The sequence below is a fragment of the Anoxybacillus sp. FSL W8-1294 genome, from assembly GCF_037965005.1.
GTDB classification, from domain to species: Bacteria; Bacillota; Bacilli; order Bacillales; family Anoxybacillaceae; genus Anoxybacillus; species Anoxybacillus flavithermus_G.
Window position 1 is genome coordinate 2,371,477 of sequence record NZ_CP150179.1, and the last position, 25,778, is coordinate 2,397,254.

The 25,778-nt window shown below is 42.0% G+C and carries 38 protein-coding genes and 1 tRNA gene; all 39 read right to left on the reverse strand.

Annotated features, from left to right (window positions below):
* Nucleotides 1-3: 3 nt before the first annotated feature.
* The 39 genes from NSQ23_RS12685 to NSQ23_RS12875 all read right to left on the reverse strand — a co-directional run bounded on the left by NSQ23_RS12685 (nt 4) and on the right by NSQ23_RS12875 (nt 25,777).
* Nucleotides 4-312 carry a hypothetical protein gene (locus NSQ23_RS12685; protein WP_339171052.1) on the reverse strand — a complete coding sequence of 103 codons (309 nt, stop codon included), beginning with the start codon at nt 310-312 and terminating at the stop codon, nt 4-6.
* Complete coding sequence (locus NSQ23_RS12690) at nt 306-1,184, reverse strand: phage tail protein I (RefSeq protein ID WP_339171054.1); 879 nt, start codon at nt 1,182-1,184, stop codon at nt 306-308. Before NSQ23_RS12690 ends, NSQ23_RS12685 begins: the two co-directional genes overlap by 7 nt.
* The gene (locus tag NSQ23_RS12695) at nt 1,177-2,292 is read right to left on the reverse strand and encodes a baseplate J/gp47 family protein (RefSeq protein WP_339171056.1); all 1,116 of its coding nucleotides are present in this window, start codon (nt 2,290-2,292) and stop codon (nt 1,177-1,179) included. Before NSQ23_RS12695 ends, NSQ23_RS12690 begins: the two co-directional genes overlap by 8 nt.
* A complete protein-coding gene (locus NSQ23_RS12700) occupies nt 2,270-2,590 on the reverse strand; it encodes a GPW/gp25 family protein (protein WP_339171058.1) in 321 nt (106 codons plus the stop codon). The genes NSQ23_RS12695 and NSQ23_RS12700 overlap by 23 nt, the downstream gene beginning before the upstream one ends.
* Nucleotides 2,590-3,261 (reverse strand): phage tail protein, encoded by a 672-nt coding sequence (locus tag NSQ23_RS12705; RefSeq protein WP_339171061.1) that lies wholly within the window; start codon nt 3,259-3,261, stop codon nt 2,590-2,592. Before NSQ23_RS12705 ends, NSQ23_RS12700 begins: the two co-directional genes overlap by 1 nt.
* A gap of 2 nt (nt 3,262-3,263) precedes the next feature.
* Nucleotides 3,264-3,734, reverse strand: coding sequence for a phage baseplate assembly protein V (locus NSQ23_RS12710; RefSeq protein WP_339171063.1), 471 nt, complete (start codon nt 3,732-3,734; stop codon nt 3,264-3,266).
* The gene (locus tag NSQ23_RS12715; RefSeq protein WP_339171065.1) at nt 3,734-4,753 is read right to left on the reverse strand and encodes a contractile injection system protein, VgrG/Pvc8 family; all 1,020 of its coding nucleotides are present in this window, start codon (nt 4,751-4,753) and stop codon (nt 3,734-3,736) included. Before NSQ23_RS12715 ends, NSQ23_RS12710 begins: the two co-directional genes overlap by 1 nt.
* Nucleotides 4,746-5,030: a tail protein X gene (locus NSQ23_RS12720; RefSeq protein ID WP_339171068.1), complete on the reverse strand. Its 285-nt coding sequence runs from the start codon at nt 5,028-5,030 to the stop codon at nt 4,746-4,748. Before NSQ23_RS12720 ends, NSQ23_RS12715 begins: the two co-directional genes overlap by 8 nt.
* Complete coding sequence (locus tag NSQ23_RS12725) at nt 5,027-8,434, reverse strand: phage tail tape measure protein (RefSeq protein WP_339171070.1); 3,408 nt, start codon at nt 8,432-8,434, stop codon at nt 5,027-5,029. The genes NSQ23_RS12720 and NSQ23_RS12725 overlap by 4 nt, the downstream gene beginning before the upstream one ends.
* 121 nt (nt 8,435-8,555) lie before the next feature.
* On the reverse strand, nt 8,556-8,867 hold the full coding sequence (locus tag NSQ23_RS12730; RefSeq protein WP_339171072.1) for a phage tail assembly protein: 312 nt from the start codon (nt 8,865-8,867) through the stop codon (nt 8,556-8,558).
* A 23-nt stretch (nt 8,868-8,890) separates the two neighbouring features.
* A complete protein-coding gene (locus NSQ23_RS12735) occupies nt 8,891-9,412 on the reverse strand; it encodes a phage major tail tube protein (protein WP_081189075.1) in 522 nt (173 codons plus the stop codon).
* A 14-nt stretch (nt 9,413-9,426) separates the two neighbouring features.
* Nucleotides 9,427-10,878: a phage tail sheath family protein gene (locus tag NSQ23_RS12740; protein ID WP_339171076.1), complete on the reverse strand. Its 1,452-nt coding sequence runs from the start codon at nt 10,876-10,878 to the stop codon at nt 9,427-9,429.
* Nucleotides 10,879-10,884: 6 nt separating this feature from the next.
* Nucleotides 10,885-11,220 carry a hypothetical protein gene (locus NSQ23_RS12745; RefSeq protein ID WP_339171079.1) on the reverse strand — a complete coding sequence of 112 codons (336 nt, stop codon included), beginning with the start codon at nt 11,218-11,220 and terminating at the stop codon, nt 10,885-10,887.
* Complete coding sequence (locus tag NSQ23_RS12750; protein WP_339171082.1) at nt 11,213-11,695, reverse strand: hypothetical protein; 483 nt, start codon at nt 11,693-11,695, stop codon at nt 11,213-11,215. Before NSQ23_RS12750 ends, NSQ23_RS12745 begins: the two co-directional genes overlap by 8 nt.
* A gap of 2 nt (nt 11,696-11,697) precedes the next feature.
* A complete protein-coding gene (locus tag NSQ23_RS12755; RefSeq protein ID WP_339171084.1) occupies nt 11,698-12,249 on the reverse strand; it encodes a phage tail protein in 552 nt (183 codons plus the stop codon).
* A gap of 9 nt (nt 12,250-12,258) precedes the next feature.
* Nucleotides 12,259-12,588 (reverse strand): hypothetical protein, encoded by a 330-nt coding sequence (locus tag NSQ23_RS12760; RefSeq protein ID WP_339171087.1) that lies wholly within the window; start codon nt 12,586-12,588, stop codon nt 12,259-12,261.
* Nucleotides 12,581-13,051 carry a hypothetical protein gene (locus tag NSQ23_RS12765; RefSeq protein WP_339171089.1) on the reverse strand — a complete coding sequence of 157 codons (471 nt, stop codon included), beginning with the start codon at nt 13,049-13,051 and terminating at the stop codon, nt 12,581-12,583. The genes NSQ23_RS12760 and NSQ23_RS12765 overlap by 8 nt, the downstream gene beginning before the upstream one ends.
* 12 nt (nt 13,052-13,063) lie before the next feature.
* On the reverse strand, nt 13,064-14,080 hold the full coding sequence (locus NSQ23_RS12770; RefSeq protein ID WP_339171092.1) for a major capsid protein: 1,017 nt from the start codon (nt 14,078-14,080) through the stop codon (nt 13,064-13,066).
* A 14-nt stretch (nt 14,081-14,094) separates the two neighbouring features.
* On the reverse strand, nt 14,095-14,454 hold the full coding sequence (locus NSQ23_RS12775) for a head decoration protein (RefSeq protein ID WP_035064631.1): 360 nt from the start codon (nt 14,452-14,454) through the stop codon (nt 14,095-14,097).
* Nucleotides 14,454-15,536, reverse strand: coding sequence for a head maturation protease, ClpP-related (locus NSQ23_RS12780; RefSeq protein WP_339171096.1), 1,083 nt, complete (start codon nt 15,534-15,536; stop codon nt 14,454-14,456). Before NSQ23_RS12780 ends, NSQ23_RS12775 begins: the two co-directional genes overlap by 1 nt.
* Nucleotides 15,520-17,040 carry a phage portal protein gene (locus NSQ23_RS12785; RefSeq protein ID WP_339171098.1) on the reverse strand — a complete coding sequence of 507 codons (1,521 nt, stop codon included), beginning with the start codon at nt 17,038-17,040 and terminating at the stop codon, nt 15,520-15,522. Before NSQ23_RS12785 ends, NSQ23_RS12780 begins: the two co-directional genes overlap by 17 nt.
* Nucleotides 17,037-17,267, reverse strand: coding sequence for a DUF6148 family protein (locus tag NSQ23_RS12790; RefSeq protein WP_035064625.1), 231 nt, complete (start codon nt 17,265-17,267; stop codon nt 17,037-17,039). The genes NSQ23_RS12785 and NSQ23_RS12790 overlap by 4 nt, the downstream gene beginning before the upstream one ends.
* A gap of 18 nt (nt 17,268-17,285) precedes the next feature.
* Nucleotides 17,286-19,109 carry a phage terminase large subunit family protein gene (locus tag NSQ23_RS12795; protein ID WP_339171100.1) on the reverse strand — a complete coding sequence of 608 codons (1,824 nt, stop codon included), beginning with the start codon at nt 19,107-19,109 and terminating at the stop codon, nt 17,286-17,288.
* Nucleotides 19,084-19,689, reverse strand: coding sequence for a hypothetical protein (locus NSQ23_RS12800; protein ID WP_339171103.1), 606 nt, complete (start codon nt 19,687-19,689; stop codon nt 19,084-19,086). The genes NSQ23_RS12795 and NSQ23_RS12800 overlap by 26 nt, the downstream gene beginning before the upstream one ends.
* A gap of 170 nt (nt 19,690-19,859) precedes the next feature.
* Nucleotides 19,860-19,931 (reverse strand) — tRNA-Arg (locus NSQ23_RS12805).
* 135 nt (nt 19,932-20,066) lie between these two features.
* A complete protein-coding gene (locus NSQ23_RS12810) occupies nt 20,067-20,360 on the reverse strand; it encodes a hypothetical protein (RefSeq protein WP_339171106.1) in 294 nt (97 codons plus the stop codon).
* 149 nt (nt 20,361-20,509) lie between these two features.
* Nucleotides 20,510-21,052, reverse strand: coding sequence for a site-specific integrase (locus tag NSQ23_RS12815; RefSeq protein ID WP_042888532.1), 543 nt, complete (start codon nt 21,050-21,052; stop codon nt 20,510-20,512).
* On the reverse strand, nt 21,049-21,492 hold the full coding sequence (locus NSQ23_RS12820) for an ArpU family phage packaging/lysis transcriptional regulator (RefSeq protein ID WP_339171111.1): 444 nt from the start codon (nt 21,490-21,492) through the stop codon (nt 21,049-21,051). Before NSQ23_RS12820 ends, NSQ23_RS12815 begins: the two co-directional genes overlap by 4 nt.
* A 23-nt stretch (nt 21,493-21,515) precedes the next feature.
* The gene (locus tag NSQ23_RS12825) at nt 21,516-21,710 is read right to left on the reverse strand and encodes a hypothetical protein (protein WP_064214180.1); all 195 of its coding nucleotides are present in this window, start codon (nt 21,708-21,710) and stop codon (nt 21,516-21,518) included.
* A 131-nt stretch (nt 21,711-21,841) separates the two neighbouring features.
* Nucleotides 21,842-22,570 carry a Rha family transcriptional regulator gene (locus NSQ23_RS12830; protein WP_268850571.1) on the reverse strand — a complete coding sequence of 243 codons (729 nt, stop codon included), beginning with the start codon at nt 22,568-22,570 and terminating at the stop codon, nt 21,842-21,844.
* Nucleotides 22,571-22,585: 15 nt separating this feature from the next.
* Nucleotides 22,586-22,849 (reverse strand): hypothetical protein, encoded by a 264-nt coding sequence (locus NSQ23_RS12835; protein WP_339171116.1) that lies wholly within the window; start codon nt 22,847-22,849, stop codon nt 22,586-22,588.
* A 46-nt stretch (nt 22,850-22,895) separates the two neighbouring features.
* A complete protein-coding gene (locus NSQ23_RS12840; protein ID WP_192952204.1) occupies nt 22,896-23,111 on the reverse strand; it encodes a hypothetical protein in 216 nt (71 codons plus the stop codon).
* Nucleotides 23,112-23,317: 206 nt separating this feature from the next.
* Nucleotides 23,318-23,584: a hypothetical protein gene (locus tag NSQ23_RS12845; protein ID WP_339174417.1), complete on the reverse strand. Its 267-nt coding sequence runs from the start codon at nt 23,582-23,584 to the stop codon at nt 23,318-23,320.
* Nucleotides 23,585-23,623: 39 nt separating this feature from the next.
* On the reverse strand, nt 23,624-24,202 hold the full coding sequence (locus NSQ23_RS12850) for a hypothetical protein (RefSeq protein ID WP_339171119.1): 579 nt from the start codon (nt 24,200-24,202) through the stop codon (nt 23,624-23,626).
* Nucleotides 24,203-24,237: 35 nt separating this feature from the next.
* Nucleotides 24,238-24,480, reverse strand: a complete 243-nt coding sequence (locus NSQ23_RS12855) for a hypothetical protein (RefSeq protein WP_339171121.1) — start codon at nt 24,478-24,480, stop codon at nt 24,238-24,240.
* A 22-nt stretch (nt 24,481-24,502) separates the two neighbouring features.
* Nucleotides 24,503-24,730 (reverse strand): hypothetical protein, encoded by a 228-nt coding sequence (locus NSQ23_RS12860; protein ID WP_339171123.1) that lies wholly within the window; start codon nt 24,728-24,730, stop codon nt 24,503-24,505.
* A 5-nt stretch (nt 24,731-24,735) separates the two neighbouring features.
* A complete protein-coding gene (locus tag NSQ23_RS12865) occupies nt 24,736-24,951 on the reverse strand; it encodes an FmdB family zinc ribbon protein (RefSeq protein WP_339171126.1) in 216 nt (71 codons plus the stop codon).
* Between the two features lies 1 nt (nt 24,952).
* Nucleotides 24,953-25,162, reverse strand: coding sequence for an XtrA/YqaO family protein (locus tag NSQ23_RS12870; RefSeq protein ID WP_339171127.1), 210 nt, complete (start codon nt 25,160-25,162; stop codon nt 24,953-24,955).
* Nucleotides 25,163-25,516: 354 nt separating this feature from the next.
* Complete coding sequence (locus tag NSQ23_RS12875; RefSeq protein WP_339171129.1) at nt 25,517-25,777, reverse strand: hypothetical protein; 261 nt, start codon at nt 25,775-25,777, stop codon at nt 25,517-25,519.
* Between the last annotated feature and the right edge of the window lies 1 nt (nt 25,778).

Here is a 25,778-nt window from a genome sequence, read left to right on the forward strand (position 1 = left end):
TAATTACCCCTCCTGGACGGTAAATTTAAATTCGAATAAGCGTCCTTTATTTTTCTCATGCATTTTATTGCTATTTAATTCAGCGACGACATTTCCGTCTGCGTCCAGCAATCGAACCTTGGTTACTTTCCCGATCGGATCCCTAGTCGTTAGATACACATGTTTTATTACGGTTGAATTAGATACGATAGACCTTCTGATCTTTCCTTGATATACCTTACCGTCAATGGTGTAGTCAGCTTTAACGCATTTTTGTTCAATAAAATTTGCTATCTCTTGAAGAATAAATGGAGAAAGCAATATTATCACCATCCTTTACCTACATGAAACTTTCCGCAAAATCTAGGCTGTGATGTTCCGTTTTTCATTCCCGAAGATATGAATGAAATATCCTCGCTTGTCTCCGCCATTGAGTCGCCAAGAAGGAACTCAATATTTCTGTATGGACTATAACCATGTGAATTCTTTTGTAATACTATCGCGAGAGACGCGGTTCTGACCCCTGTTTTTGCGTCGTTACTTTTCTTCCCTGCATAAATCTCACCAGTAAAATTCAAAACGGAAATACCATCTCTTGTAGAAGGTATAATCCGCGTTTGAGAATTTTTTGAGCTCCCCGGCATCACAATGCCTGATCGGAATTTTATTACCGGTTTGATTCGAATTCGGTCATCGTGAACGATCTGAAAATACGTACCTTCACTTTTTCTAAACCAAATGGCATCTAACCTTGTACTTTTACGCTTATGAGCGTAAATCAAACGAAGAAGGACTGGGATGTCACTTTCATTCTTAATATCCTCATCCGTTTCGATCTTAAAATGATATGGTTTTCCTCCGTATTCGAACCATTCCTGTAATTTTGCATTCTTAAAAAAAATAGAAGCTACCTCTTCAATAGCCCAAGGAGTTCCTTTTCTTTTGTGAACCAACTCCGCTTTTTCAATTAATGCTCTTTTCTGCTCTTCAGGGAGATTCACATCGTAAAAATCCACATGCTCTTCATACGCTACCATGTCGAGAGCAAAAGCCGGAGGCGCTGTTTTGGGATTTAATATTTCAGTTTCCTTCAACAACCTTTTGAATTCATCGTTTACTACTCCCACAATTGCAAAAGTGACCTCATCTTGTTTCAGACTGTCAGGCAGTATATCGACTAAGTTCAGATCGTCTAGTTTAATCATCCGTCAGCCCTCCGAAGGTAAGAGAAACTGTATTTTCTTTTGCTACTTGTGTTTTCTTTACCTCAATAAAAGAAGCTGGAGCCTGCACAAAACAGCGTGAAGCTCCAGCCGCTTTTACTCGAGCGACCAGTTCGCTTTGGTCTACCCATCTACCTAATTTGCTTTTTTGCCAGACAGCGTATTCGCTGACGGCAGCTTGAACCTGAGTTTGAATATCCGTTAGTACATTTGCCTTCTCTCTCGAAACATAGTAGGTTAGCTGAATGTCGTATGAAACCACATCTGGTGGGCGAACAATTATTTTATCAGTAAGGGGCCGGACTGTTTTGTCATTACAGATTTCCGTAATCCTATCCAGGACAGTTTGGTCAGGCAGTTCTCCGTTCTTTAACAGCACAATAATTTCTACCACACCGTCTGAAGGCGACTCGACTGCAACATCAACAATTCTTTGATCCGCTGTCTTCACGTAAAAGATATAAGCCCCTTCCGGTCCGGCTGTACTGTATCTTTCAGGCGATTGCCGAATACGTTCGGCATATGGATCGTCACCTTCCCAATCAGTACCTCCGCTGGTAGTAGTAATATTATATGCTTTAACAACAAACGGAATAGGATCAACGATATTGTTGATTTGACCAGGGAGAAATCCATTGCCTACCGGTCCTGGTTCTGTACATTGTACTTTAATATCTACGTACTCCGTATTTTCAGGCACTAACGTCTCTTGAGTTGTCTCGAAAAACAATTCGTTACCGTATGATACCCGATGCCCCTTCGGAATTACCATATTATGAATTGGGTTGAGCTCATAACGAACGATACACTCTGCAGGCTTCGGTTCAAGTCTTGGAACTCCTTTTTTGTTTCCGATGTGATCTAAAAAATCATCTTCCGCATAAGCTAAAGAATTTTGCTTCGCAGTGTAATCAATCCGGTTGTAAGCTAAAGAAAGGGCATAAGCAACTGTCTGAATAAATTTTCGACGCGGATCTGCGTCCGCAAGACGAATTCCTGTTTTTTCTTCAAATTTGACGACCATTTCTGCTTCGATTTCGCTAGGGTCTCGGTTGACAAAGTCTATGTCAGGCAGTCCAAACCTCGCCATTTTCCTTGTTCACCACCTTTACTTGTGGAATCAGTCGTCCATTCAAAGGATCAGCTGAAAAGGTGACGCTTTCCACCGTGACTCGTGGTTCATACGCTTCGATTTTTTCGATGATTTCAGCCGTTATCTTTGTCTGTGCCAGTTGGATAGGCGGATCAACAATATCTGGAGATATCCCCAAATTGATATCCAGCACACAAGAGCCGATGATTGTAGATAAAATAAATCTCACGTTTTGGATAATTTCTTCATTGCCGGTTGCGCCATAATCGATGTTTTTAAAATCAATCATTTGCATCACATCTTTTCGAATCGAACATATTTCGGGTTAGCTGACACATACGTCCCCCCTCCGAGCTTGTACCAAGTGATGTCAGTCTTCACAATTCCATAAACCTTGTATGCTTGGCCCTTTCGTAACACGCGGACTATTTTGGCCTTTAGGCTTGGGCCGGAACGCAAATTAAGCATCCCTACTTTTACTATTACTTTTCCAATCGGACCTTTTTTAGATGTATTCGTTTTAGGAGGAGGAGGTTTTGATTTAGATGTTGCTGCTGGCGGTTTATATGGTTCAGGATACTCTACTAATATCAGTTCCAAATCTGCAGATAGTAAAAGGCCGTTAGCGCCTCTGGTCTTATGAATTTCCCGCAACTCCGTCAATACCCATGAAGAAGTACTGATAGGAGAGCTACCAATAATAAATTTGGAATATACACCGCTATCCCTTGCCGCTCTTAGTTTTCTAATAACATCTGCTGGATTGACGCCTAAAAAAGAAGAAACCTTGACAACAAATTTAATCCTTTCTAATCCAGGTCCCAAAAACTCCGGAGCAGGTTTCCGTCCTACAATTTCGTGTTCATGCCATCTTGATTCTCCTTCTCGCTCGAACTCATCGAAAGTCAGAACCTTTTGAGACGATACTTCAAATATAACCCCTGCAAAGCTCCCGATTTTCGCCAACCTTAACTACCTCCGATCGGTGGAGACGTTACGCCATGTACTCCCTCGTGAGTATGATTCTTTAAACTGATGCCATCAGCAATGACATCACCGATGACAGTAACGTTTCCATTCGCTTTGATATTAATTGGACCTGCGCATCGAACGGAAAGGGTATGTGTTTTCGTGTCATAAGAGATAGTAGTACCATCCTCAAATTGCAACACTCGTAAATGCTTTTCTTTTACTGGAGGGATATCTTCATCATTATACAAAGAGCCAATAACAAAGCCTTCGTGGTTGGAATTCGGGAGAAACAAAACCACCACTTGTTCCCCTACAACCGGAAGCCAATACTCTTTATTTTTCATGGCACCTCTAACTAAAACGGGCAATTCTCCTGTCACCAAATTATCGCGATCGTCAAAAGCCACTCTTACTTTGCATTTTTTTGGATTAACAGATGACACAATACCGACCCTGACGATATCCATTAATATCCCTCCAAGCATTTTCTTAGTTCTATAGATGTCGCCGTTCCAGAAGAGGAACCCGAAAACCTTATCCGTGTGATGATGTATTTTCCGTCAAAATTTCCGAATCCCTTCACATTTACCGTCATACCCGAATAATAGTTTTTTATCCCAGAAAAAATAAAAGACGCTGTATTTGCGTCTTTGTTTGCTTCCCTTAATTTTTTCTTCGCCAGCTTCATCGCTTCGGCAGTACTTTTCACCTGTTCGTTGATCACTAAAATTCTCCCTGTTTTCGGGGAGTTTGGCGGTGTGAAAGTGTATCGGATAGTTTTTTTCTTCGACGGATCGCGATATTCCACCTTCGCCGCTCTATACTTGCCGTTTAGACTTTTTGTGAACGAGTAATCAACCAGGTATGGATCATTTGGCTGTATTGTCGCTTGAGCAGCTGCTTTCTCGTATTTCGCTTCGTCCATCACGACAATCGTCTTATTTGCAATTTTAAGGGATAAACCATTCTCATTACATAAACGCATTAAGAACTTTATATCCTGTTCACTTGCCTGCTCCACCCTATCAATATCTGGGTTTTCATCCGAATTGTACTGAAGCTTCATATTGTTCGCTTTGGCTATATCTGAAAAAACCGTTTTTAGCTTCGTTTTCTCCCAGGATCGGCTCTTCTGTTGTCCACGTAAACTCCCGGATTCCGGAAGGCTGATAGCAGCAATCCGAAACCCTTCACCGTATTTAAGCCCGATTTCATCAATTTCGAACAACCCCATCGGTTTCGTTTCTGTTTTTTCGTCCCCGTACCAATTTTGTGAGATGATCGAGGCTGTAAGCAATGCCCCTTCCGATGGCATCCAAGATCCTCGCCAAAGTTTTTGGGTGTCTTCCAGCAAAATTTCTAAATCGTCGGCAGCTCCGGATAAATTGTCTGTAATCGCCCATTCTTTCAGAAACGGATGGATATAAGTATCTAATTTCTGATTGTTATATTTCAGGCTTATATATGCCCTCCGAGCATTAGCCATAGGCGCCGCCCTCCATTACATCCTCTATATCTCCTGTATCGTCTGTTGCAACTTCCTCCGTTTCGTCCACATCTTCCGCAACTTCCTTCATCCAGAACGGCTTATCATCAATGATTCCTTCGATGTCTGGCACTTCTAAAGTGATTCCGTGCGGAAAAACAACTATATCTCGGTATTGCTGGTTATAATCCAGCAATACCGTCATTAGATACTCGCTGCCATATTGCTCATATGCGATTTTGCTCCATGTATCCCCTTTTTTTGTTACATACTTCATGCGTAGGACACCCTCGCTTTTTTCCGTAAATACGAATTCATTTGTTCTTCGAAGTTAGAACGTTCCTGTTTTAGTACCGGCTCTACTTCTCTTGCCTCTACACCTTGAATGACAGGTGCGTAAGTGAAATTGAATTGTTGGAAGGAGGATGTTTTCAACTCTTTCGACTTTTCATATATCGAATCCGCTCCCAACAAACGGCCGGTTTCTTCGAATAAAGAAAGAGATCGCGGATCACCAGGTCGAATAGGGATGATTGATTCAAGCTTCCCTGCTTCTGCGACCATGCCAATGTGCGGTTTGCGGAATATACCGCCTCTAGCGTGCTTTTGGACTTTGCCTCCGCCGCCTGCAGATACAGATATTCGAGGAGCAGGAACAGAATCAATTCTTTTCGCAAGGCGGTTCAATGCCGATTTTACAGAGTCTGCGGCCGATTGAATGCCGTAAATGGACGCAACCCATCCACTGGCTTTTCCTATATAAGACGATAGGATAGACATGTTCGACTTGGCTGTGCCCGCACTGGATTGAATACCATAGATAGATGCGATCCACCCACAAGCTCTCCCCACATACATAGCCAAAAGGGAAAGATTGTTCGACGCTCTTGCTCCATGAGTAGCAATAGGGAAAATGCCGCCTACGATTTTTCCGGAAGCTTGGCCAACGTACATAGTAAGTAGTGACATGTTATGAGCAGCAAGTTGCGCATTTTGTGCTAAAGGAAAAATAGATCCGACAATTCGACCCGACGCTTGGCCTGTATACATGGTGAGTAATGACATATTATGAGATGCAAGCTGTGCGTTTTGTGTCAACGGGAACAAAGAGCCAACCAATCTTCCGATAGACTGACCTGTGTACATAGTGAGAAGCGACATATTATGCGAAGCCAATTGTGCATTTTGCGATAACGGAAAAATAGCCCCAACAATCTTTCCAGATGCTTGACCGACATACATGGTCAATAAACGGAAATTTTGCTCAGCTAATGCGATTGTCGACGCCAACGAATTAATCCTTTGATTTACCGCATTTGAGTTGACGTTTGAATTGACTGACGCAGTGGAAGTCGAAGCAGATCCGGAAGAACTAGCTGCTCTGACCGCATCGGTTGCTTTACCGGCCATCCATTTCCCTGCAATATACCCTACGATACCAACTATGAGTCCGCCTATTGCTGTGCCGAGGCCTGGCGCAATAGCGGTTCCAATTGCAGCGCCAAGTTTAGCGCCACCCCAACCACCAGCTAATCCGCCTGCAGCTTGTACGGTAGCTTTCGTCTTATCTTTTGCTTTATATACCCCGTATGCTTCTGTCGCGATACTTAACGGAAGGGCTAACTTCCCAAGAGTTTTTCTAGTCTTGGTCAGAAGCTCTCCGGCTTTAGCTAACTTCCCTGGCGATTTTGCTGCTTGTTCAGCTACTTCGTTTGCTGCGGAACTCACTTTTGTTTTTCTGTAATCATTTAGGTATACGACTTTTCCGGTGCTTTTAGGGGCACTTTTAGGTTGGGTATTAGCCTGTTTCGGAGTAACCGGTGATGGCGGCGTCGGTCCTTGCGGTTTGTTTTTTAACTTTTTAGCAGCTTCAAATGCTGACTTTCCTTTACCAACAACATATTTTCCTCCAGACCATATCCCCTTAGCCAATAGTCCACCGGTCAATAGATTTGCTGCGATCCCAAGCCCTGCTGCACTAGCAAAGTTACCTTGTCCTAGCTGGTTTAGGGAACTAGATAAAAGACTCTTTAGCGTTCCGATATATGCATTTATGGAAATTTCAGCGAGCTTTGCGAATATCTTCTCGAATTTTTTTCCGCCCGAACCATTTACCCACTCTTCTGCTTTTGTCGTTGCCTCGTCCAATGCATAGACAACCTTATCGCCAAAATCCATGTCTTTGAATTTATTCCATTTTTCGAGCTCTGCATAATATTCATTTAGATACTCTGGATCCATTTTTGCCTGCATAACGTCAAATTTTGGCTTAGTTGTGGTAAATGGAGCCAGAATATCATCCATCGCTTTACCTATTCTTTTTCCAGCTTTCTCAACTCTAGGGGCACTTCGCTCGAAAGCATCCGCCGCTACTAACGCCACTTTCTTAACAACCGGCAAAGTTCCTTCGGCAGCAATAATTTGAAGTGTTTCAAACGCTCCTCGAAGCTGTTCAACAGCACCTGCCGCGTTGTTCATCTTTTCTTTTGCGACATCTAGTGCTGTAACTTTTGACATATCGTCATACATTTTCTTGATGCCGGCAGCGCCCTCTTTCGCGAGTATCGTTGCTGCACGAATGGAATCTGAACCGAACATTTCAAAGAAAGCAGCTGTACGTTCTTGGTCTGTTAACTTGCCAAATTTTTGACGCAGAATCTCCGCAACTTCGGCCATATCCTTCAATTGGCCGTTTGCATCAAATAAAATATTTGTTCCGTCCCTAAGTATCAAGCCGTACTTTTTAAATAACTCAGCCGCTTTCTTCGATTTCGGTTGAACGTTGGATAAAAACGTTTTTAACGATGTGCCGGCATCGCTACCCTTCAGCATGTTATTGGAGAATAATGCGAGGGTAGCATTTACTTCTTTGAATGAGACACCGATTCCATCTGCAACAGGCCCCACTGCACTTAGCGCATATTTCATTTCTTGGATATTAGTGGAACTAGCATTTGCTGCACCGGCTAGAATGTTTGCTACTTGAGCCGCTGTCAAAGAATCTTTTTTGAAACCGTGCAAGGAATCTGACATAATTTCAGCCGCTTCAGCTAACTCAAGTCCTCCAGCCGTTGCCAAGTTCAGCGCAGCTTCTAGCCCTCCGGCCTTTACAATAGCCGGTGATATCCCAGCTTTCAACAATTCTTCAATCCCTTGCGCCGCCTCTAAAGCACTGTATTTTGTTTTTGCTCCTACTTCGAGCGCAAGAGCTCTCATTTTTTGCATTTCCTCCGTTGTTAGACCTGTAACGGCCTTAATGGAGGAAAGCTGGGATTCAAAATCCATTGCTTTGTGAATCGATGAATATGCAGCAGCTGTAGAAGCAGCAGAAGCAGCAGCAAAAGGGAGAACGGCTGCTGCTGTAGTGGCCGCTCTCCCTCGAAAATCATTGAGATTTTGCGTCATTTGCTGCTGTTTCTTTATCTGCTCTTGTAGCTGTTTTTGCTTTTGTACACTTTTCTCTAATTGAGAAGCTAATTTTTGATGCGCTGCGGCGTATTGTTCTGCAGAGATTTTCCCACTTTTATATTCTCTGTCAAGCGCGCGTAAACTAGCCTTTAATTCTTTCGTTTCCTGCTTTAGTTTTTCTGCTTTCGCCGAAGCAGAAGTGAAAGCGCTGGTGAAACTGCTTGCAAGACGACCCGCAATATGGAAACTGACTTCAAACACTTTTCTACCCAACGCTCTCACCCCTCTTTCTCTTCTTTGTGAATTTCAAGTGCCACGTCTACCCATTCTTCAAGTTCGGAGAAAGTTTGATTAAGGTAATATTCCATCGATGTCTTTGTGTACATAGCTAACTTCATTGCTGTTTTTCGGATGTCTCTTGTTCCTCTGATTCCATATTCATTAAAAAAAGCTGCACTTGTGCCGTTACATCAAGGAAATCGGACCAGTGCAACTTTTGAAGTTCGTCAGCGATTACGCCGGACGCGCGAGCTGCAATCGCTAACTGTGTTTCCTGACTTAAAATATTGAATTGTGTTCGATTTGCTCGCAGCTCTCTTTCCACCGCAAGTATGTCAGCGCCGGTTAATCCTTCTAAGTCTAATTTGATTACCTCTATTTTTTTGCCGTCAATTTCAATGGGTTTGGTCAATTTTACTTCTATCATCTTTACTCCTCCTCATATTACTATTACAAGCCTAATGCTTTTCGTACATCAGCAAGGTAATCAACACCGTTCACAACATATTTGTAGTTCAATTTGTCTAGCTCAACCAACGTCTTTCCGCCGATTTCGATTTTGATATAAGTGATTTCAATGTCATTGCTTGCATCGTAAGGAGAACCTTTTTCCATTTTTCCGAGATCATTTTTAGTCGGCGTTCCGCGAACAAATACTCGGCAAGGGACTTGACTGTATACCCCAGACGATGCATCTAGGACTTGATTTGCACCGCGACAATCAAAAGAAATCACCCGTGGTTCCAGCAACGAAGCAAAGTCATTATTCAGTACACGCCAGTTTAATGTCAGTTTCATAGATTGAAAATGTCCGATGTTAGGAGATTCATATTCTCCTGCGATCCCGGCTCCCCTAACCGTTTCGGTCATAGCTTCAAACGAAGGAAGTTGAATGTCGGCTATGCCTAGCAGATTATTTCCCTCCCGGTACACACGAAAATCGTTGAGTTTTTCAGGAACTAAATTGGCCATCTATATATCCTCCTTTACACAGCAAATAAGCTGTTGAGATAAGACACGTCGAATTCGACGATAAATTCAATGTCTTCCGCCGGTGTTGGTGGTGTTACAAACAAGTGGAATTTGACTTTTCCGGCCAACAGATCTGTCACAGGGTTTTCTTCCTGCCGGAACTCAACACGTCCTCCTAAAATAGCTCCAATGGCTGCCAAGCCATTCAACCATACGTTTACGCTGTCAATGAATTGATCGATCAATCGTCCATTAGTCGGGTCGTCAACATTTCCCCAGAACGAAAGGATCAGGGTGTTTTCTATCCAGTTAAACATGCGGCGCACCGGAATGAAAGAATCTTTTACATCAGTATTAGCTGGATACGCACTCGTGCGGTTCCCCCACAATCTCCAACCACCGATGAAATTGAGTGCCGTAACAATTCCATTTGCATTTAAATACGCCGCTTGATCTTGCCCTAAAGAAACCTCTTGTCCGTTAGCTAACAAAGTGTCCATAACAAGAGTTTTGTTAGAAGGGGAAACGAACGGGATTCCGTCGTTTTTCTCATCTGTTTGTGCTGTAACTGCTGCTGCGTGAGAAGAGAAGTTATATATTTTATCACCTAGTTTGATATCTCCCCAAAAGATAGATGCATATTCATCGACAAGTGAGTTAGTGTTTTTGTATTCAACGGCTTTTGTATAAACGTTAGCTATAGAAGTATCGATATCGATGTATGCCTTTGCTTTAAACACGCCGTTAATGTTTTTTACTTTTGCTTTCATAACCGCTGCAACGTCTGTTTTTTTGCTGAATTTAGGCGCAATTAAAATACAAGGAACCATTTGGAGTGTCGGGAATACAGAGTTTAACAACTCCAATCCCGTTGACTTTCCTGTCGATGCGTCGTATCCACCGATAATATCCGAATTTGTAACTTTCGAAGGATCCAGATACGAATAAGAAACCACCAACGAAGTTGTAGATGCCGAGATAGCCCCTCCAGCGACAGCTGAAATGACGACTTTTCCTGTATCATCGTAAGTAGCTGTATAATCGATATCTTTTGCAAGATTGTTTCCTCCAGAGGTCAACTTTACAGCAAGTGTGTTTAACAAGACTCCTTCTTGGTTAATTATCGCTTTCTTGTTTTGTACAGAAATCGATTGATTGGTAACATCTGTTTTATGTTTAGATGGATCGAGAACATTAATAAAAACCACCGGAAATACGTTATACAATTTAAAGTGTGTATCCATTACTTCACATAATGTGAAATTAGAGTAATTCGGACTGTATCCTAGCTTTCTAACCGCCTCATCAAATGACATTGCCAAGACCGGTTTGTTGATGCTCACAGTTTCCGTTGCTAAATGAATCGGTGCTGTACCCACTGCTATTGTCAAAGCAGAAAGAACTTGGACGGGTGATTTTACGCTTGTCGATCTTTCTGAAATGCTAATACCATGTCTATATGCCATTATTTATTACCCCTTTCGCGAAAAATATTGGACTGTTTGTTGGTAAAATACCGATTCTGCCGACGTAGCATCATTCAATCGACTTTCTACTGCAGAAAGCTGACTAACCGGAACGAATAACCTTTTAAATGCTGGACATTTCTCAAAATGTAATTTCAGATGATCAGGAATACCGTTTGAAAAGGTAGTGTATTTTGTCAGCAGACCACCAGGAAGCGATGGTCCCACGTAAATAAGAGGCTCTTGTTGTTCCGATTTTTCTTGTTCAACAACGACTCCTTCTTTTTGTTCCTGTTTTTCTTGCTCAACCACAACTTCTTCCTGGTCTCTTCTTTTAGACATAAGGTAAACCTCCTTCGCTTTGTACTTTAGGTATGATATATTTAGCAGCGATGTACCCGACCCATTCGGGAGCATACTGTTCCTCTGGAATTTCGATAGATAATCCTTCTTCTTCTAACTGAAATGCTCCAAATACCGGCTGTTTTAACATTTCGTTTCGTATGCGAGTCAACACATTTAAAACGTCACGGAAACCAATCTGGTGATCATCACATACAGTCCCTGCAATAATGTGGATCAGTGCTCGATTTGTTCCATTTTTAATTCGTTCCTCTATATATCGAATGATGACATGTGGATAATCCGGGATTTCTTGTTCTTCCTTTCTTTTTTTAGGAGGAAGAAACTGTTGCCGCACTTGAGGGGGCTTACGGACTCCTTGATGGGTCGTTTCTAGTCTATATTGATCGACCCACTGCTCGATTCTCTCAGTTAATGCGTCGATTAACCCTACACTTGTCATAAGATTGGACATGATTAATCCTCCAGAACTCGACTAATCTCGTGTTCTAAACGTTTGTCGAGCGTTTCTTGTGCCTTTTCTTCTACCCATTGCGAGACACTTCGGCTACTGAGCATTTGAGGGACAGACGGACCGTATAGTTGCCGGATTGGTAATCTTGGTTTGCCGACACGTTGGAAAACCCCAATGTATCCTGATTTCATCTGAGCAGTGAATGCTCGTGCGATCGGTCCGCCCTCTCCTCTTTTGACTGTAGCTGTTAATGGTTTTTTTCGCTTTGGCTGCGGTTGTTTAGGCGATACTTTGAACTTGATAAGAGGAATTACTGATCCTCTTGAAATAACAGAGGCTGATAAGTCCTCCTCACTTGCTGGATATATTTTAATTGTGTTAATGACATCTCCATGTTTGATTACGTATTCTTCCCTTACTTTTCGACCGGCTTCCGTTCGCGCAGTGTAAGCTGCACGATTGATTGCTCGTGCAGCCGCGCGAGGAATTTTTTCAGGTGTTTCCTGCAGAGCTTGTTCCAAGCGTTCCATATGTTCAATGCTCAATTCAATCATTTATTTCACCTACGCTTCATTTGCTGTAGCAATAATCTTGAGCAATCCAGTATCTTCGGAAACAGAGACAACATAATAATCTTCTTCATCAACGCTAATTCGCTGACCAATTACTGGTTTATCATAGTCAGCAGATTTAACATATATCGTAATCGATGATCGATAAATACCATTAGTCAAATGATAAAGCTCCGCTGGATCCTTTGGACGCTCATTAAATTGATCAGAATCGATGACAGCCAAAATTTGTTGCCCGTCAATATCGTGGTATTCAGCAAACTCATCATCGTTAAAGAACGTCGATAAATCGTTATTCATGTAGAATTTTAAATTACTCATTGTTACCTTCCTCGAGTTTTGCATCAATAGCTACAATCAACTGATCACGATTCATTTCTCCTGAAACATCGCAACCTAACTCTGCAGCAAAAACTTTAAGGGACTGATCATCCAGCGATTCGATATCAACGCCTTTTTCTTTTGCATCATTGAGGAGTAAATCGCAGATTTCTGCGTTTGTCATTTTTAAGTCCACTCCGACGTTGACTTTTTTCGCATAAGCTAATAAATAAGGTCGTTTCATAGCTTGCAATGTATTTGAAAATGCTGTTAGTTCATCAATTAATCCATTTTCAATTGTTACTTCTTCTAACTTTATTTCTGACTCTTTAAAGGAAGGTTGAACTTCAATTGCTTTCATAGAGAGAAGTTCTTTTGTTTCTGACTCAGAAAGCTCGGTTAAAGGATCACCGGGCTCAAAAATTTTGTTATTGCGTTTAATTCTCCATATTGCTCGGTACATTACAACCCCCCCTTACAGCACTGTCGCTACATAGATGCTGTCAACATGCTGCGGAACAGGTAATGGACGTGAAATCAATTGCACCCAACGAGTTGAAGGGTCCTTTTCAACCCAAGAACGAGGAATACGAGGTAAATCCATCGTTCCCATTTCCATGTCGATATAGGCACCGTACACCATATCAAAACGAGCACGTGAACTTGCGATGGTAACCGTTTTTTCAGGCACCATTGGTTTTTCTGTGCCATCGTCGTCAATATACCACTCATCGTATGAATAAATATTTAAACCAAGTTCAGCAATACGTCCGATATAAGTAACTCCGTTCGGCAATGCTTGAGGGTCAATTTGTCCCGTTTCGACTAAGCGAAGGTCAAGCATTTTTTGTACTTGTTCATTCCACAGGAACGCGTCTACTACTTCACTCGAAAATATTGCAATATCTGGAGTAATACCAGATGCTTTAATGACATGTAAACGCCAACGTTTAAGATCTGCTAGTGGATTTGCCGTGCTTTCGTTCCATTTATCTCCTGATAAAAGAGCTTCTTTATTAGTCAAGTTAAAGTCAATTACTTCATCTACGCCATCACCTTTTACATGAATTTGCCCCGTGAATAAGGCTTGGGCACACATCCATTCTTCACGACGAGTAATCATATCATCAAGTTCAGCCAGATCTTTTCCTAATTGCTCGGCTGCTCTCTCATCTGGAGAAACACCAGAATAAAGTGGCTCGCCGGCAAGGCGTTTTTGAAGATGTTCTGCTGTTGTCGGCATTTTTGGATTGATTAATGGCGCTTTATACGTATTTGTGCGATATCCTTCACGTTCTACAACTTTACCTGATCGACGAGGGTGCACAAATGGTGCCATACGTCGTTTTCCTTTTATGATATCAACATCTACATATTCTGTATCGAATGTTCTTTGGTTGTTGAAAAATGTATCTTTCAAAAATGTTTTAGGCGGTTTCATCTGACGAACCGCTTCTAACATAGTACGAGTACTGAATAAATCGATAGGCATAATCTCTTACCTCCTCACACACTCAAAGTAGACTTAATAAAAATACCGACGGCGCGTGCAGATGCTTTATGTTCTGCTACAGTGTCACCCTCGGCTACTGTTAAAGCATTTTCATTAAATTCTCCTGTCAAATAAACAGGTGCTAATACATCACCGTTTGTTGTGTCGATGTTTTCAGCAAGAACCGCATACACTTTTTCGCTTCCGTCGTTAGCTGCTTTAGAAACGACTTTCGCTTTCCCTGTTGCTGTCACTAAACCTAAAAGTGTTCCTCGTGCTAAAACTCCTTGACCAGAAGCTACAGTCAGAGAGTCATCAACTTTAGGCATGATATGACCAGAAAAAAGATTGTCTGGAACATAAATTTCACTCATTATTCAACACCTCTCTTCGTATTGGCTGCTTTCACAATCGAATTAATAACCTTTTGTTTTTCTTCTTCATCTTGAGTACCAGTTTGGTCAAAAACAGAAGATGTATCCACTTCGCCCAAAGGTGCAGCATCTTGAATAACAGCTGTTAAAGGATTTGTTCGGAATGATTTTAAAACATTTACAATCTGAATAGCGACTTGTTCAGCCGTTTCGCCCGTTTCATAACGAGCTTTATTTAAGATTTCTTCACATCCTGGCGCTTCAAGCTCTTGTAACGCTTTAAAACGATCACGTTCCGCTTTTACACCTTCATCATACCCTGCTTTTTTGACTGCATTATAAATATCAGGATATTGTTGAGCTAAAACTTCTACCGTTAACGTCATTGGAGAATTCACCTCCTTTCGTGATTTTGTAGTTGTAGCTGTAGACTGAATTTGCGGTACGTTTTTAAATGCTCGTACATCAAATTGGAGACCATTCATAACTAAAAAACCTCCTTTCACGGAAGCTGCGATTGATTTTCTTTCATCTACTTCATCGATTAATCCGTATTCCAGTGCTTCATCTGCTGTTAACCATGTTTCTGCATCTAACAACTCAATAAGCTGTTCGCGTTCTATTCCTGATTTTTCTTGATAAGCAGCGATAATCGACTCTCGTATTTTGTCTAAGTCATCGGCCAGCTTACGAAAATCTGTTGCGTTCCCCCATCCAATTGTCCATGGATTATGAATCATCATCATGGCATTTCGTGGCATAATCACAGTATCTCCCGCCATGGCGATAACCGAAGCAATACTTGCTGCTAAACCATCGACATATACTATTACTTTCGCTTTATGGCTTTTTAACAAGCTATGAATAGCTTGTCCTGCAAATACATCGCCTCCACCACTATTAATTCGAACAGTTAACTCTGAAATGTCCCCTAAAGCTTTAAGTTCATCTGCAAATTGTTTAGGAGTGACTTCATCTCCCCACCAGCTTTCTTCGCTAATCGGACCATATAACAAAAGTTCCGCGCTATTCTTTGATGTCGATGCTCGAAATTCCCAGAATTTCTTATTTTTCTGACCCATTGTTCAACACTCCTCCTTCTCTCATCATTTTTTCTTCTTTCGCTCTTTGGCGGACCATCATCTCAAAATCTGCTCCTGTTAATTCCGATGCTTCTCGTGCTCGTGTAGAAAAGCCTTCTTGCACACGTATTTTAGCTGCATTCGCCTCTTTTAGAGGATCAATCTGTCCTTGGGATGGTCCATACCATTCAGCATTTGAATATGCCAAGCGAATAACGGGGTCATCAAAAAAGCCGGGAGCTTTAATTCGCCCTCTGGCAACCGCTTCATATAAAAATTCATTATAGATTGGTTGACAAAATTTCGACACAAGCCACGAACGACGCATACGGAATGTCTTCCATGCTTCAAGTAGCGCCGCTCTGCTAGCAGAATACGAAGCAGTAAAATGCTTAATAAGCACCTCGTATGGAATTTCTAACGCTGAACCGATTTGCCGTGTCATAGACATAACAAAACTATCGAATGCAGTATTTGGACGTGCTGGATTAGCCTCTTTGATATCTTCACCCTCTCCAAGCGCAATAATAGCCCCATTTCCAAGTTCATAACTATTTTGGTCTTCGGTGTCCACTTGTTGCTGAATTGGAACGACTTCGCCAACTGGTGTTTCAGGTGTTTTAGAAGTGATAAAAACCGTAAACATCCCGCTGACAACTGCAGCCATAAGCTCTGCTTCGCTATATCTGGTTAGTTGTTTAAGAGACTCGATAACAGGCGCTAGAATAGGAACGCCTCTTCGTTGCCCTGGTCGCTCGAATTCCATGATATGAAGGACGTTTCGTCGCCCTGTTTTTTCTCCAAAAGCCGGTATTTTAACCCACTTATTTTGCATACTTTCACGATCTAATGGATGTTTTTGAGCAATATAGTAGGCTACAGGTGCCCCGTATTGATCCACCTCAATACCGCCTCTGATATTTGAATTCTTCACTCCAGGTGGGTTACAAACACGATCTGCTTCAATTAAAGCGATTTTTAGAGCGTACGGATTACCTTTTCGCTCAATCATAGGTAGAGTACAGAAAACATCACCTGACATAAGCATGGAGAGAAAAACAAGGGCTTGCATTTCATAAAAATCTAACATTCTTCCAGCATCGCAATCCTGCGCCCATAGTTGGAACTCTCTTTCTACGTTTCTCTCCCATTCGTCTGCTTCTTCATCACTCATTCCTAAAAAATCAGCGTCAATTTGTGCTTTCAATCGCAACCCAGATCCAACGACATTACTTCGAAAGGTTTTTAATGCTCCTGTAGCTAGAGGACCTCCCATATACAAATCTCGAGATCGTTGTCGTAGCACATCTAGATTGTCTGTTATGTCATCATCTGGACTTCCACCTTTATAGTTCCATCCAATTAGAGACTTTTTAGTTCGGCTTGCACCATGATTGGAGTATCCGGAATTAAGTACTCTTAATGTTCTTCTAGCTGCTTCACGTCGAACAGCACGCTCAGGAGAAATAGTTTCAACTACTTTATCGATAATTTTTTGCATCATAAATCACGCGGTACGACTCGTAAGACACGTGCACCGCTTCCCCTCCCTTTTTCGAGTCGTGCTACTTCATTGCTCCAGAATTGAATCCGTTTAGCAATCTCCGAAAGATCGGCTCGAGTAAGCTCTCTCGATCCGATTCGGTACCTTTGACCAGTTGAGACAGCTAATTCAGCATCCATCCAGGCTTTTAGGTGTTGTTTCGCCTCTTCTAATGTCCATGCTCCCATCATTTTTCCTCCTTCCTATCAAAGACTGACTCCGCGGCTGATTAACCGACGTCTACGTGGCGCACCAGTCATTGGAGCGTTTTGTTTAAAGTAGTCCCGTCTCTGTGATTTAGCAAGCAATTCTAAACTCGGGTTCAGAATTTCAAGAGCAGCTGTCGCATAGTTACGACAGTCGAGAGGCTCATTTCGTGTTCCAGGACGCTTCACCCACTCGAATCTTGGACGCCCTTTGTGATATCGAATAACCCTTTTTTCTGATGTTAATCCATCAAAGTATTTTTGATCATATCCCCTTTCTGGTTCGATCGGAAAATGGCAATATCCCGCTTCACCAGGAAATTGCACTTTTAATCTCGATAAAATCAGTTCTTTCCCAGCGTCAACTCCGATAGTAAATAGAGGCACACGTCTTCGATTCGTCCTACTAGCACGATTGACAATAGGAACTCCTTCACCGCCTTGCCCCTTAATCGCAAAAATTCTTCGATGCTCACGCGGTTTACAAAAATCATAAACTTCTGTTGTGAAATGCCCTCCAGAGTCAATGCATGTACAAGCTATTCCGATTCCAACACCATCTGCATATTTCCATGTTCTACTCAAATACTCATCTAATTGTTGCCATACTGCTGGTTGTCCAGGATCACCATAAATAGCGCGATATTCGATTCCCCATGATTCCTTGCCAATACCCCAGCCGACAACCTCTATTTCAAGTCTATCATCCTGAACATCGACGCCAGCTGTAAGGAGTAATACACCATCTGGAACTTCGCAGTTATATCTTTCACGGCGATTAGAAAGATGATCGGATTCTATTCCATCTCCTTGCTCTTCCCATGTTTCTCCAAGAGTCGTATTGACCCACGCCTTTAACCTTTCTGGTCCTCCTGCCTTTGCTTCTTTAAACTCCTCAATGATTGTAGACCATCGTTTCCAAGGGCTTGCTAACTCGTTTAAGTGAAATCCTCGAACTTTTATATTTTGTTTTTTAGCCATCCATTTCCCTTGACCGGATTTCCACTCAAATTCGCCGTGACGAGCACCACAATGAATACACTCCATTGTGACATCTTCAAAGCGAATTTGTGCCCAGGTCAGAGGCTGATGTTTTCCGCAAGTCGGACAAGGTAAGCACCACTCTTCCTGAGTGCTATTTAAAAAAGCCGCTTCAATGCGGCTTATCCCTTTGATTGTCGGTGTACTCACATAAATTTTTTTGCGATTCCAGAAGGTTGTCGTTCGTTTTTCTGCAAGTGTTAGTGGATCACCTTCAGCACCAGCACTTGCAGGAAAACGGTCAACCTCGTCAGCAAGAAGAATTCGAATCGGTCTGCTTGCCAATCCAGAAGGAGAGTTAGCCCCCACCATGGTAATATGACCGCCAGGAAAGGTCTTGTGAAGCATGGTATTACCGCTGTCTCTGCTTCGGGCATCAGCAACCTTTCCCTGTAAGGCTGGTGAATCACGAAGCATAGGAGCTAAACGATCCTTCGAGAACGCTTGAGCCATTTGTAAAGTCGGCTGCATAACCATAATCGGAGCCGGGTCATAATCGATGTGATACCCAATGATATTTAGAATAATCTCCGTTTTTCCTACTTGCGCACTCGTCATGACGACAACAGTTTCCACTGCTGGATCATTGACCGCATCCATAATTTCTCGTTGGTAAGGAGCTCGATCTGTTCGCCATTGTCCTGGTTCAGCCGATGATTCAGAAGATAACCTTCTGTATAAGTCAGCCCATTCAGATACTGTCAATTCCGGCGGAGGAGCAACAACTTGCGCAATATCTTTAAATAAGGATTCTGTATCATTTATTTTTCTTTTTGCGGCCATTGCACTGCGGCTCCTTTTCCGCTATCTCCTCATCTGCCTCTTCGTTATTTTCTTCCTCCGTATCGATTGCTAATTTGTCTTTGCTTTGCGCATAAAATACGTGAGGATCATATTCGGACAGCTCCTGAAGGGCCTCATACACCTCTTTCTTGATAATATCTTGCACAACCGCCAGATCCGTTTGCGCAAGTAGTTGAGGTGCAGTTTTACTGGGGATGGCTAATACCCGAGCCCGAAAAGCTCCTAACATATTATTCATTACACGACGAACATCTTCAGAGCGATGTAGTTCCCCCCGCATAATCTGTAACTCTAACTCCACCTTCTGGCGATTCGCCCTTGTTAGAAGGGTTTTCTCTTTCGTCAGGTCGAGCTCCTCTTCGGTTTTCTCAGCTTGCGCCTTGATATACTCTATGTATCTCTGAACGGATGCTTTTAAGTCATATTTACCTCGGTTGATTTTAACCAAAGCATCCTCTTTTTCGAGTTGCCGAATTCGTCGGTCGCTCAAACCAAGAATTTCCGAAATTTCCGCTGTTGAAACGACAACCGTTTTTCCCTTCAAATCCTTATCTGACAAGGGTTTCACCACCTTTCAATAACTTTCAATGGAGTAAGTTTTTTTCTTGAAAAACGGAAACGGAAACGTACTTTTCGGCGCTGTCGCTAGCCGTTTTTCGGGGCTCGCACGACCCGCACCCTTTCCGATCCCCAGAAGGACCCATGAATTATCAACAACCCTATTTTTAGCGCCCTTGCCAGGACTCGAACCCGGACTCTCAGGATAGAAGCCTGATGTGCTATCCATTACACTACAAGGACAAAAGAAAAAAGCTGCTCCAGATACGGGAGTCGGCTACCAACCAAAGTCTTTCACGTTATCATCATAACACCTTTAAACGAAAACGTTGTGCCATCTTTGTGCCAAAATTGTGCCGCGATTGTGCCATCATTCGCTTACCAATACCGACTCCCCCGCTTCCTGTTCTTCGTAAACATCCGCTTGGCCAGCTCGTGCATCTCATCTTTTGGTTTGGCGCGAATGATATTAGATACGTCCACCGTCGTTAGCTTCCGGTTACCGATCCGATAGCCTTTTTTGTTTAGTTCCTGCACCACTTTCGTAACACTCTCCAGCTGCACATACAAATACACCGCTTCTTCTTCCATGGTCGTCGGTGTGTAGCTTTCGATCATCTGAATGTATTCTTGCAAATATTCGATTCGCTTTTTCGCTTCTTCGACTAACACTCGCTTTCCCTCCAATGAGTTCACTTCAATTTACAGACTGATGCACTCGCCCTTTTCATGAACCCCTTGATATTTCTAGCTTCAAACCATTTTCCAAAACAAGTGCACAACATGATTTTTTATGTTGTACTAATAGCCAAAAAGAAAAATCATATCTTGTATTTCATCATAGCCTTGTCCATCGCATCTTGGTTAACGCCGATATACTTTAAGGTGATATGTGGGCTCGAATGGTTAAACAGCTCTTGAAGCATAGCAACGTCTTTCGTTTGTTGGTAAAAGTGATAGCCGAACGTCTTTCTAAGCGTATGTGTGCCCACTTCATCCAGCGACACGTACTCAGCTGCCTCACGCAAAATACGGTACGCTGTTGAACGGTCAATAGGACGATTTCCGCCTTGCCGACTTCGAAAAGCATATTCACCGTCTTTGAGCGTTTTTGCGTACTCAATCAACTCTTTTCGTATCGCTGGCGGAATGCGAATCCGTTTTTCCTTCCGTGTTTTCTTCTCCCGCAACTTCAAATGCGTTTGCAGCAAATCTTCCTTCTTTAACTGCAATATGTCCGATATGCGCAAGCCCGTATTAATTCCGATGATAAACAGGATGTAATTCCTCTTGCTTCTTTGTAGCAAATACTTTTTCATTGCCGCAATCTTCTCTGGATCACGAATCGGTTGAACAAAATTCATTGCTCGTCCCTCCTTCTTTTCCGATACACTTCTATTTCGAGGGCAAATGCCAGCTTGTAAAATGCTCTGGACTTCAAACGATAGTAGTTTCTGTGGCTCATTCCTAACTCGTTGTAAACCGCATAATCGAATACCTCTTCCTCGTTCATATATCGCCGAATAATAACCGCTCGCTCCCAGTAATCTAAACGGTTCACAGCCTCAACAATACGCTGAATATACTCGTTCCGTTCCCGCTCATAATCTACGTTTTTAATTGCTGTTTCTTCGGTTGAGGAGTGGAGTTTATTTGTCTTGGCAGGAACGAGCGAGTAATGTTGAGTCACCTTTGGCAACTGGTCTAGTTTCAATGTCAGCAAGAAAATGCGATATTTTTCGAGCGCCGCTTCAACCGCTTTTTTCGTCGCTTTTCTGTCGATTTCAGGTAGCATAAAGTCCATCTTCTCAACCTCCGAAATAGTGATTATCGTTGGCGAAATGCCCCACCCTTGCCGCGTCTATAAACAGGACGACCAACGCCCATTAGTTCTTTAATATCTCGCTCCGTCAGCCGCTCCTTATCTCTTTTCTTTTTCCGCGCTTTCTTCCGTTTGTTTTGATGTTGCCGAACTTTTTTGACTTTCATCCATTTCTTTAATTCTTGCTGGATTGTTCGCATTGTTCCTCTCCCTTTCATTTTTCTAATCAAACAAAAAGGACACCAATCATACAGAAATAGCCTTGCTACTCTGTACAATCGGTGTCCTCACGCTCTCGGTCTTGGACATATTCGGTTTTAATTCCATTATATCAAGCTGGCTGATGATGTAAAAGCTTATCAATGTATGCAATTCCTTTTGCCGTAATATACGTTTGCGGCTTATTAATAACTTGGTCTCCCATTTGAATCGGCTTTTCCTTAACAACAAAGTAACCTCTGTCAATGTACTTTTGATAAGGTGTATTATCATTCATCAGTAATCCCATTTGCCGTAGCTTCTTGAAAAAGTTATTGCGGCCATATCCGAGAATTTTCGCAACCTCTCCAACCTTCTGATAATTTTCACCACTAAGAAACCGATCATGTTGCTCAATTTTCGGTTGTGCCAAAGCAAGTTTTTGTTCCAGCGCCTGCTTTTCTCGTTGCTCTTCAATCCATCGCTCTGCTCGCTTGATTGGATCTTCAATCATATATGACGGCGCATTTAGTACAAGCAACTGTTCTTTCATTCGTTTGAATTCTTGAATGAATTTCACCTTCATCTTCATCGCTTCTGGGGTCACATAGCTCATAGCCACCAAAGCGAATGCATCTTCTGTTAGCAAGTATTTACGATAAAACTGCTTGTTTTGAGGATGCTGGTAATGGGTCTGCGCAAAGTTGCTCAACCCCCATTTTCTTTCACCAGCTTGATTAAGTTTCTCAAGTTGCACTTCGATATCTCGTAAAACGTCTGCATGTCGCTTTCCGAAACAATCCGCTACCGTTAAACTATCCGTGACAGCACGACCATTATCAATGAAAACTAATTGATTCATTTCTTGTCACCTCACTCAATCCTCAAAGAAATCGAAACCAACCATATCGTTGAATTCTTGTGTGAATCGCTTTGCGTCCCAAACAGCTTGAATCACTTCTTTTAGCGCATTTTCGTACCTCTCGATCTTTGCTTGTTGTTTTTCAGCGATGTTCATGTATAAAATCAAGCCGCCTACAATTTTGTTTGTGATGTCTGGATCAATTTCTGGTGTTGAGTAATATTCATTGATTAACACCTTGTCATAATACTGTCTTAGCACCTTTAAATCATGTTCCATTCAGGTTTCCTCCTGTTTCATAAAATCTTCGGAATGTGTAATAAATCTAGTTTAAATGTCTCATAAATTTCGGATGTGCCTTCGTTATATATGTTTTTCTTTCGTTATCCCATTTGAAAAATAAACCTTCTCCACAATCAATATCAGCACGATTACTTATCGCCTCCATAAAGAGTTTCTTTTGTTCATTCGACAAACTCACCTTTGAGATAACTGCAATCAGTAAAGGTATTGGCGTAGGAATATTTATGTTATTGCTCAAATGATTCTCCCTCCTTTGCTTCACAGTATGTGTCTACTGCGCATTAACTTTTTCTTTGCATTTGTCACAAGCAACAGTATTACATAAAACATTCTTGCCCTTTATAATCTTCCAATCGTGAGGGAACCACTTTACATTTACTGATTTATTACAATAGGAGCAAATAACAAGCGCCATTTCTTCTCCTCCTATGTGTCTACTACGTATCAAACTAAAGAACCGTCAATCAAAAGAATGCTATTTTGTTCATCGTTAAATTCCTCGATTACCTTTTCGACAGGCATAAGTTCTTTATCTTCTCCTAACGCTCTCCCGAATTTAACAAGTGCGTAATCACGGCTAACTTCTTTCGTTTCTTCGTGTAACGAACCATCATCATCTGCGACGAACTCTGTATATAGCTTTATAGCTTCATCTTTATCTCTTGCCTTTACTAATGCGTAATATGGTTCATGTACTTCATAAAATTTCATTATCAACACTCTCTCCCTATTTTTGATTAACAGAATGTGTCAAATGTTAATTAAGTCAAATCGGTTGTGAAAAGGACAAACTAATGCTTGTATGTCTTTTGCAGAATAACACTCGCTAATTTCTCCACCAAAAGACTGGCACCAAATTTCATCGAATCCCGCTTCTTGATCAACCGATGTAACAACCCATAATTCATCTTTAATCGCAACAATGTCTCCACCTTTGTATTCTCCAACCTTACGTCCAAGCAACGCCCATTTCCGGCGTTCTTTTTCGGCTGCGATTTCTTCTGCTGTAGCCTTACTAAATTGAAAGGCTGAGAGTTTTCTTCCGTTATCAAATCCAGTGTATTCTGAATCCTCTTCAACAACTTTTGCTACGAAATCATGGACATAAACATATAACCAGTCACCAATCTTATATGGTTCTTCGATTTCATAGCCGATATATAGAGCCTTGGCTAACGTTGTAAAATGCAAGGAATCTAAAACATGGTTGCGTTGCTGTAAGTACCACCGCTCAACATGTTGTTGTAATATAGTATCATCTGTCCAACTCTTTCTTTCCTTTTCAAGAACCTTCGCTTGCTGTGGTGTCAATTTTACTTTTTCCGTCATTTCTCTTCCCCCCTTTTCGTTTAGAAACACAATGCTTATTTTGTTTCTAAAAACTGTCCGCACGCTCTCCAGTTAACCCGATGATCTGTAGCAGGTCCGTTCGTGTTCGGGCGAAGAGCACACTTCCAATACTTCTTTGAAAACTGCTTGTGAAATAGATGCCGACAATGTTTGCACCTTTTGTCTTTCGGGCCATATCCATACATATTTACCATAGGATTAGAGTCTAGTTTGCTTTCATCTATCGGAACGTTTAAATCGAATTCAATTTGTTCCACTTAGATACCCCCTTACGTTTTATCAAAACGGAAAATCATCCTCGTATGGCCACTTACAGTATGCTCCCCAATTTTTAGGATTGCTGCGCCAACGATCTTCCTCAATTTCTCGCCGCTTCTGGCGAATAAAATCAAAGAACTGTCGCATTTTTTCACTTTCAGGCTCTCCCATCTGACTGACGGCACAACTGATATACATATCAAGCTCAATTACGTCATCATCTGAGAGATTTGGCAAAGTGATATTCAATCCTCTCACCCCAAGAACTCATAAATATCTGTTTGTCCTTCCGGAACGACGAACTGCTGTGCTTTTGCTTGTATAAGCAACTCTCCAGAAGGTAATTCTCGAAGCGCTTTGTCTGCCTTGCAAACCGGACACTGCAAAAGATGCTGCTCTTCGAAACTTTGGGAGACTGCGAATAAAACATCGCAGTCTTTACATTCGTAAACATGAACGAGAATTTTCACCTCAAAACAACTCACTTTCCTCGTATTTAATCCGTGCGGTTTTTCCTTTTGCTGTTTCAATGATCGTATATCCATGCTCAACCGCTTCCGCTACCTTTGCTTTCCCCTGCACGCCGTCAATCACAAGAACAAGCACCTTTCCTGGAACAACAGGATGAGAGACCGTCATGTTATCTATATCAATCTGTAATTCTTGCGCTCTTTTACTCACCGTAATCCCTCCATGTGGTATAATTGAGGTGGACTGTCGGGAGAGATCCCGGCTTTTTTGTTTTATCGTTTTTAACGCTGACTTAGCAAATAAACCAAAATCGTTGTCAATAGCACTCTGTTTACATCTAGTTCAAGCCATGTAGCTACTAAAATCGCTGCCATAACTAATAGCGTGCTGAATAGTGTTTGCTTCAATGCTTTTAGCATGATTCACCTCACGTTTTTATCACTTTCCATCCGCGTCGAATCCTACTTTGCAACTCATACTTACACAACGGTTCGTACACATAAACTGCATCGCGGTTTTCCTTGCGATATAGCAAATACCATCTGGCTTTTCGTTTACGACGTTTCATTCGTCATTCACGTCCGAATTTAGCTTCTCAAGCGCAATTAAGTGCACAAATTTAAATTTCAGCACCTCGCAATATACGATTGCATCGATCATTTCCTGCTGCAAGTGTTCCAGCCAGCTGACCAATGTGTAGTCACTTGGATTGACGGTTGTTCCGTATTTTTCAATCCCTTTTTCAGTCTGTGTTTCGAACAATTTTTGCACATTGCGAAGTATTTGATTTTTGTTTAATTCTTCCATCCAATGCTTTGCATCCATC

What these genes read in the sequence shown, in the direction of transcription:
- NSQ23_RS12710 (WP_339171063.1), bottom strand. Translation starts at nt 3,734, where the DNA reads ATGGATATCGTCAGGGTCGGTATTGTGTCATCTGTTAATCCAAAAAAA.
- NSQ23_RS12825 (WP_064214180.1), bottom strand. Translation starts at nt 21,710, where the DNA reads ATGCGAACAATCCAGCAAGAATTAAAGAAATGGATGAAAGTCAAAAAA.
- NSQ23_RS12795 (WP_339171100.1), bottom strand. Translation starts at nt 19,109, where the DNA reads ATGGCCGCAAAAAGAAAAATAAATGATACAGAATCCTTATTTAAAGAT.
- NSQ23_RS12770 (WP_339171092.1), bottom strand. Translation starts at nt 14,080, where the DNA reads ATGCCTATCGATTTATTCAGTACTCGTACTATGTTAGAAGCGGTTCGT.
- NSQ23_RS12730 (WP_339171072.1), bottom strand. Translation starts at nt 8,867, where the DNA reads ATGATAGAAGTAAAATTGACCAAACCCATTGAAATTGACGGCAAAAAA.
- NSQ23_RS12830 (WP_268850571.1), bottom strand. Translation starts at nt 22,570, where the DNA reads ATGAATCAATTAGTTTTCATTGATAATGGTCGTGCTGTCACGGATAGT.
- NSQ23_RS12690 (WP_339171054.1), bottom strand. Translation starts at nt 1,184, where the DNA reads ATGATTAAACTAGACGATCTGAACTTAGTCGATATACTGCCTGACAGT.
- NSQ23_RS12785 (WP_339171098.1), bottom strand. Translation starts at nt 17,040, where the DNA reads ATGATGCAAAAAATTATCGATAAAGTAGTTGAAACTATTTCTCCTGAG.
- NSQ23_RS12685 (WP_339171052.1), bottom strand. Translation starts at nt 312, where the DNA reads ATGGTGATAATATTGCTTTCTCCATTTATTCTTCAAGAGATAGCAAAT.
- NSQ23_RS12850 (WP_339171119.1), bottom strand. Translation starts at nt 24,202, where the DNA reads ATGACGGAAAAAGTAAAATTGACACCACAGCAAGCGAAGGTTCTTGAA.
- NSQ23_RS12720 (WP_339171068.1), bottom strand. Translation starts at nt 5,030, where the DNA reads ATGAAGTATGTAACAAAAAAAGGGGATACATGGAGCAAAATCGCATAT.
- NSQ23_RS12695 (WP_339171056.1), bottom strand. Translation starts at nt 2,292, where the DNA reads ATGGCGAGGTTTGGACTGCCTGACATAGACTTTGTCAACCGAGACCCT.
- NSQ23_RS12845 (WP_339174417.1), bottom strand. Translation starts at nt 23,584, where the DNA reads ATGAAATTTTATGAAGTACATGAACCATATTACGCATTAGTAAAGGCA.
- NSQ23_RS12750 (WP_339171082.1), bottom strand. Translation starts at nt 11,695, where the DNA reads ATGTCCAATCTTATGACAAGTGTAGGGTTAATCGACGCATTAACTGAG.
- NSQ23_RS12715 (WP_339171065.1), bottom strand. Translation starts at nt 4,753, where the DNA reads ATGGCTAATGCTCGGAGGGCATATATAAGCCTGAAATATAACAATCAG.
- NSQ23_RS12820 (WP_339171111.1), bottom strand. Translation starts at nt 21,492, where the DNA reads ATGGACTTTATGCTACCTGAAATCGACAGAAAAGCGACGAAAAAAGCG.
- NSQ23_RS12740 (WP_339171076.1), bottom strand. Translation starts at nt 10,878, where the DNA reads ATGGCATATAGACATGGTATTAGCATTTCAGAAAGATCGACAAGCGTA.
- NSQ23_RS12745 (WP_339171079.1), bottom strand. Translation starts at nt 11,220, where the DNA reads ATGTCTAAAAGAAGAGACCAGGAAGAAGTTGTGGTTGAGCAAGAAAAA.
- NSQ23_RS12875 (WP_339171129.1), bottom strand. Translation starts at nt 25,777, where the DNA reads ATGGATGCAAAGCATTGGATGGAAGAATTAAACAAAAATCAAATACTT.
- NSQ23_RS12765 (WP_339171089.1), bottom strand. Translation starts at nt 13,051, where the DNA reads ATGTACCGAGCAATATGGAGAATTAAACGCAATAACAAAATTTTTGAG.
- NSQ23_RS12835 (WP_339171116.1), bottom strand. Translation starts at nt 22,849, where the DNA reads ATGGAACATGATTTAAAGGTGCTAAGACAGTATTATGACAAGGTGTTA.
- NSQ23_RS12790 (WP_035064625.1), bottom strand. Translation starts at nt 17,267, where the DNA reads ATGGGAGCATGGACATTAGAAGAGGCGAAACAACACCTAAAAGCCTGG.
- NSQ23_RS12735 (WP_081189075.1), bottom strand. Translation starts at nt 9,412, where the DNA reads ATGGCCAATTTAGTTCCTGAAAAACTCAACGATTTTCGTGTGTACCGG.
- NSQ23_RS12760 (WP_339171087.1), bottom strand. Translation starts at nt 12,588, where the DNA reads ATGAGTAATTTAAAATTCTACATGAATAACGATTTATCGACGTTCTTT.
- NSQ23_RS12700 (WP_339171058.1), bottom strand. Translation starts at nt 2,590, where the DNA reads ATGCAAATGATTGATTTTAAAAACATCGATTATGGCGCAACCGGCAAT.
- NSQ23_RS12775 (WP_035064631.1), bottom strand. Translation starts at nt 14,454, where the DNA reads ATGAGTGAAATTTATGTTCCAGACAATCTTTTTTCTGGTCATATCATG.
- NSQ23_RS12780 (WP_339171096.1), bottom strand. Translation starts at nt 15,536, where the DNA reads ATGGGTCAGAAAAATAAGAAATTCTGGGAATTTCGAGCATCGACATCA.
- NSQ23_RS12815 (WP_042888532.1), bottom strand. Translation starts at nt 21,052, where the DNA reads ATGAATTTTGTTCAACCGATTCGTGATCCAGAGAAGATTGCGGCAATG.
- NSQ23_RS12755 (WP_339171084.1), bottom strand. Translation starts at nt 12,249, where the DNA reads ATGATTGAATTGAGCATTGAACATATGGAACGCTTGGAACAAGCTCTG.